Raw genomic sequence first — 5,503 nt, 5'->3', positions numbered from 1 at the left:
ATCGGTTTGGGATTGGGACGCCTCGGAAATTTTATCAATGGTGAATTATGGGGCAAACCGACATCTTTACCTTGGGGAATGATTTTCCCTGGCTCAGATGGAGTTCCCCGCCATCCTTCTCAGCTTTATGAACTATTTCTGGAAGGGATAGTAATGTTTGTAATCACTTTTTATCTGTTAAAAAAGTTGAAAAAGGATGGACTTGTTTTCTGGAGTTTTATTGGTTTATATGGTATTTTCAGGTTTCTGATAGAATTTGTGCGAGAGCCGGATGAGATTGATTTTTACGCACAGTTCGGTTTTATTTTCGGTTTTATGAGCATTGGACAATTCTTAAGCTTAATAATGATAATCCTATCTGGCCTGGGATTTTACAAAATCACAACCCGTCAGAAAGAAAACCCAAAACCAGATAAGTAGTGTTTCTTCTAATGCTATAACCACGAGGTTAGCAATGAAAAAAATAGTTCTTGCCCTATTTACGATTGTAGCTATACTTTTTACTGCCTGCGCAGGGCCCAAACGAATAAGTGAAGAAGATAAATTACGCCAGGAATTGCAAAAGTGGGAATATTTTAAGAGCCAGGGAGTAATTGAACTTTCCTATAAAGGGTTTGCTATCAGGAAGATGTTCAGTGCCTCCAAAAACGGTAATCAATTTCGTTTTGATGTTCTGGAAGGAGGGCTTTTAGGTTCTTCTGCGGAGCCGTTGATGAGTATGTATGTGGCAGATTATGTTGCATTTAAATCTCCTTTTATCCCTCTGCTGCAGAATCTAAACCTTTCGCAAGATATCCCAATAGAGAGTTTAAGTATCTGTAATCCGGATTCTATCGTTGCGCTTTACGGACAGGAAATTATCAAGAATAAGAAACTGATTTTGAACGAGGTAACCGTCAATTTCAGCAAGAATTATTTGTTGGAAAGCATTTCAGACGCTAAAAGCGGTTTAATCCTGAAAGCTCTATACAACGGCAGCGGAAAACTTTCTGGATTAAACATTAGTAGTATGGACAATATCTCGATCAGAATGAGTTTTGATAAAATCGAATATGAAAAGCCCCAAATAATTCCGCTGCCCAAACCAGCTGCTTCAGGAAATACACTGCCTGATTTTAAGGACAAAAGCATTGAATCGTTACTGAAGAGCTTTTTACAATATAAATTGGAGCAATGAAATGATATCACGCTATTGTAAACCCGAAATGGAACGCATTTGGACAGTTGAGAACCGTTATGAATGCTGGCTGGAAGTGGAACTTGCCGCTGCCAGAGCAATGTATGAAAAAGGAATAATTCCTCAGGCGGATTGGGAGGATATAAACTCCAAAGCGGATTTTGACTCCAATCGCATAGACGAGCTGGAACTGATTACCAGGCATGATGTTATCGCTTTTTTAACGAATGTAGCTGAAAATGTGGGGGCCGCTTCGCGCTGGATACATTTCGGAATGACCTCATCTGATGTTTTGGATACAGCTACCGGAATGCAGTTAAAAAGTAGCGGAGAATTAATTTTAACGGAATTGAGCCGCTTGGCGGAAATATTGAAACTCAAAGCGAGACAATATAAAAACACGATTTGCATTGGCAGATCACATGGCATTCATGCAGAACCAACATCTTTCGGCTTGAAATTTGCCCTTTGGTATGAAGAAATAGAACGCAACATACAGCGTTTGAATGAAGCCATAGAAGAAGTTAGTGTAGGCAAGTTTTCCGGAGCGGTGGGTAATTTTGCTCACTTAAACCCAGAAGTGGAAGAACTTGCCTGTAAATATCTTGATATCAAACCAGCAAATGTCTCCACTCAAATCATACAAAGAGATAGATATGCCTTCTTCCTTTCTGTATTAGCTTTAATTGCTTCTACGATAGAAAAAATGGCACTGGAAATCAGGCATCTGCAAAGAACTGAAGTGCACGAAGTGGAAGAAAATTTCAGTAAAGGGCAAAAGGGCTCTTCCGCTATGCCGCATAAACGCAATCCGATTGTAAGTGAACAACTTTGTGGATTAGCCAGAATTTTGCGTTCCAATGCTTTAAGTGCAATGGAAAATAATGCTTTATGGCATGAACGCGATATCTCTCATTCGAGTGTGGAAAGAATAATATTACCAGATTCCTGCATTTTAATTCATTATATGCTGGATAAGGTCTCTTCGCTGATAGAAAATCTGGTGGTTTTCCCAGAAAATATGATAAAAAATTTGGAATTGACACAGGGTTTGGTTTTTTCGCAAGCAGTTCTGTTACATCTGGTTAAAAATGGTTTATCCAGGGAACAAGCATACTCGCTGGTTCAGCAAGAAGCAATGAAATGTCTGGAAACAGGAGGTAACTTTTTGGATTATCTGCTTGCCAATAAAGATATAACATCTGCACTTGCCGAAAGTGAAATTCGGGATATATTTTCTTATGAACGCTACCTGCGCAATGTAGATTTTATTTTTAAGCGTTGCGGAATATTGTAGCGAAGGAGCTGAAAAAATGAAGCCATTTCTCCTATTCCTTGTGGCAGCGCTAATCTGTATGCCGATTCTGCTTTTAGGTAATGAAGAAAGCAATCGCCTTGTCGGCTATTGGCTAACCGGTGATAAAACAACAAAAATAGAAATTTTCCAAAACGGTGACAGCACTTTTGCGGGAAAAATTATCTGGCTGAAAGAGCCAAACGATTCCCAAGGCAAACCCAAAAAAGATGTTAACAATCCAAATGAAAAACTGCGGGATAGACCTTTGCTCAATATGGTTATTTTAACTGACCTCATTTTAGAGAGCCACACTAAATATAAAAATGGCAAATTATATGAGCCAGAAACTGGCAAAACCTATTCCGCCAAAGTAGAATTGGTCAATAATAACACTATCACCATTCGTTATTTTATCGGTGTGCCCACTTTAGGTAGAACCGATACTTGGATTCGAACTACCAAATAAGGAACTGGTTACTCAAATGAAATTGATAGTCCCATCGTAAAATAAACTTCAAACTTGACAAATTAGGGAAGTTAAGCCATAAGATTCTCTACTATAAATTAAGAAAAAAGGAGCTAAAATGAAAAAGTTCTATTTGTTTATACCGCTTGTAATTATATTACTGTTGCTTGCCGCTTGTGCAACAAACGGAGAGGGACAATCGACCAAACTGGTTACCAAATATGATATCGCATTGACCAAAGTAGCAAGAGGAAACGAAGTAAATATGCGCAGCAAGCCAATTGTAGCTGATACAACTTTAGTGGATAAAACACGCTATCACTATCAGGATGAATTTTTGAATACAATCTGGTCTGCCTCTGAAAACGGATTTGAACTAACTCTTTATAATGCCTCCCCAAAAAACATCACGCTGGATTGGGAGAAAGGTCTGTATTTGGATTATGATAATATCGGTCATCGTTTGTTGATTTCCAGCACTTCTGATTCTGATAAAGATAAGCCCCAGGCACCCAGTACTATAGCTCCCAGAAACAACCTGACCGAAACGATTTTTTCCGCCGATCACACTAAGCCCTCTACTCTTTTAGGAGTTTATATGAGAACTCCACTTTTACCCACCGACTATAAAAAAGCAGTACGGTATCATGGCAAGGAAATGAAAATACAGCTTCCAGTTATAATTGATAATACTACTTACAACTATGAATTCACCTTCAAAATTATGGGAGTGAGGCAAGTAGCCGGTAGCAGTTCTCTATTTTAAACCTAAATAATGCACTCGCAAAGTAAGGATTGGTAAATACTATCGTTGCCGCAAAAGGTTTTTGGTAAGCTCTAAGAGAGAATTTAGGCATTAACTTAATCTAAATCAGCCACTAAACACAGTAAATGAGCAGATTTTTACTGCGTTTAGTGGCAGTGGGTAGTAAGAGGCACAATAAAATACGCTTAATTCCTTCTAAAGATAAAGTAGAAAACTCTATATCCAAATGCTCAATTGGAACCTACCTTCCCTACCAAACAAATTTAGGGGATTGGGTGAAATTATATTTGCTTGACTTAAATATCCTCTCTGAAAAGAGTGCAAAATAAAAAATGTATGTTGTGATTAAAGGAGCATCCTTATGCACGCGTATTATCGTCAACCTGCCATTTATAAAGATCAAGTGGTCTTTATCGCTGAAGATGACCTCTGGACTTTTAACTTAAAAGAAAAAGTTGCCAGGCGTCTAACTGCCAATTTGGGTATGATTCGCTATCCTCAGTTTTCTCCTGATGGTAAGCAAATTGCTTTTACAAGCACAGAAGAAGGAACTTCCGAAATTTATCTAATGCCTTCCGAGGGTGGCGAAGCAAAACGCTTAACTTATTTGGGAGCTTACCTTTATACGCTGGGATGGAAAGGCAGCAAAATTATTTTCGCTTCTTCTCACAGTTCTTTTCTCTGGGGCTATGACAAACTTTACGAAATTGATAGAGAAGGTGGAGCTCCGGTGGAATTACCTTATGGAAGGGCATCCGATATTTCTTTTGGTGAAAAGGGAGTTGTTTTAGGTAGAAATACAAGCAATCCTGCAAGGTGGAAAAGATATCGGGGTGGAACTGCCGGCTATTTTTTGATTGATAAAAATGGAGATGGCAAATTCAAAAAGCTGATAAACTTAAATGGGAACTTTGCCTGCCCGATGTGGATTGGCAACAGGATTTATTTTATCTGTGACCACGAAGGTATTGGCAATATTTATTCTTGCACGCCAGAGGGCAAAGACCTGCAAAAACACAGCAATCATCAGGATTATTATGCCCGCGGTTCTTACAGTGATGGAAAAAATATCATCTGGCACGCAGGAGCAGAGCTTTGGTTGATGGATGTTAAAGAAAACAAGCCCCGAAAATTGTCTTTTGCTTATAGCAGTCCGATGGTTCAGAGGCAGCGTAAATTTGTTAGTCCTCCCAGAAATCTGGAAAATGTATATCTTTCACCTGATGGCGGTTCACTTTCTTTAGAATTACGCGGAAAGGCATTAGTAAGTGGAAATTGGGAAGGCAGTGTGCAACAATATGGTTGGCATCAAGGAGTGCGTTATCGTCTGCCCCAAATTTTGCCGGATGGAAAACATCTGCTTTTGCTGTCTGATGAACCCGGCTATGAGCGTTTTGAGATTCACCCTTTACGCAAGGATTTTGAGAATGTCACCGAAGAAGTAGTGATTATTGATAATCCGGATTTGGGTAGAGTTACATCTTTTGTCCCTGCTCCCAAGGGCTCGCTGGTAGCAATTGAAAACCACCGGTGCGAGCTGATAATTATGGATTTGGAAAGCAAAGAATTCAAAACCATAGACCGGAACGAATTTGGTCTAATTTGGGAACTTAATTGGTCTCCGGATGGACGCTGGCTAACTTATAGCAATAATCGTGACCGAAACACCAGGCATATTATTATCTGGGATAGTAAAGAAAATCAATTGCATATAGTAAGTAAACCTGTGTTAAATGATACCGCTCCTGTTTTTGATCCGGAAGGAAAGTATCTCTATTTTGTGTCGGTGCGCAATTT

General features: G+C 39.2%; 6 protein-coding genes. All 6 read left to right on the top strand.

Annotated elements, in window-relative coordinates; translation table 11 throughout:
- A partial coding sequence (locus ABFC98_03815) for a prolipoprotein diacylglyceryl transferase (protein MEN6445155.1) occupies positions 1–420 on the top strand: 420 nt, incomplete at its 5' end.
- A gap of 34 nt (positions 421–454) precedes the next feature.
- Positions 455–1,177 carry a hypothetical protein gene (locus ABFC98_03810; protein ID MEN6445154.1) on the top strand — a complete coding sequence of 241 codons (723 nt, stop codon included), beginning with the start codon at positions 455–457 and terminating at the stop codon, positions 1,175–1,177.
- Position 1,178: 1 nt separating this feature from the next.
- A complete protein-coding gene (purB, locus tag ABFC98_03805; protein MEN6445153.1) occupies positions 1,179–2,474 on the top strand; it encodes an adenylosuccinate lyase in 1,296 nt (431 codons plus the stop codon).
- A gap of 16 nt (positions 2,475–2,490) precedes the next feature.
- Positions 2,491–2,940, top strand: a complete 450-nt coding sequence (locus ABFC98_03800) for a DUF2147 domain-containing protein (protein ID MEN6445152.1) — start codon at positions 2,491–2,493, stop codon at positions 2,938–2,940.
- Positions 2,941–3,058: 118 nt separating this feature from the next.
- Positions 3,059–3,706, top strand: coding sequence for a hypothetical protein (locus tag ABFC98_03795; GenBank protein ID MEN6445151.1), 648 nt, complete (start codon positions 3,059–3,061; stop codon positions 3,704–3,706).
- Positions 3,707–4,067: 361 nt separating this feature from the next.
- A partial coding sequence (locus tag ABFC98_03790; GenBank protein MEN6445150.1) for a hypothetical protein occupies positions 4,068–5,503 on the top strand: 1,436 nt, incomplete at its 3' end.

The sequence above is a fragment of the Candidatus Cloacimonas sp. genome (assembly GCA_039680785.1).
In the GTDB taxonomy this organism is placed as follows: Bacteria; Cloacimonadota; Cloacimonadia; order Cloacimonadales; family Cloacimonadaceae; genus Cloacimonas.
Note: the sequence above shows the minus strand (reverse complement) of the source record. Positions and strands in the feature narration are given on the sequence as shown.

Bases quoted from the DNA above. Each gene is read 5' to 3' on its own strand.
- ABFC98_03800 (MEN6445152.1), top strand. From the start codon at position 2,491: ATGAAGCCATTTCTCCTATTCCTTGTGGCAGCGCTAATCTGTATGCCG.
- ABFC98_03810 (MEN6445154.1), top strand. From the start codon at position 455: ATGAAAAAAATAGTTCTTGCCCTATTTACGATTGTAGCTATACTTTTT.
- purB (MEN6445153.1), top strand. From the start codon at position 1,179: ATGATATCACGCTATTGTAAACCCGAAATGGAACGCATTTGGACAGTT.
- ABFC98_03795 (MEN6445151.1), top strand. From the start codon at position 3,059: ATGAAAAAGTTCTATTTGTTTATACCGCTTGTAATTATATTACTGTTG.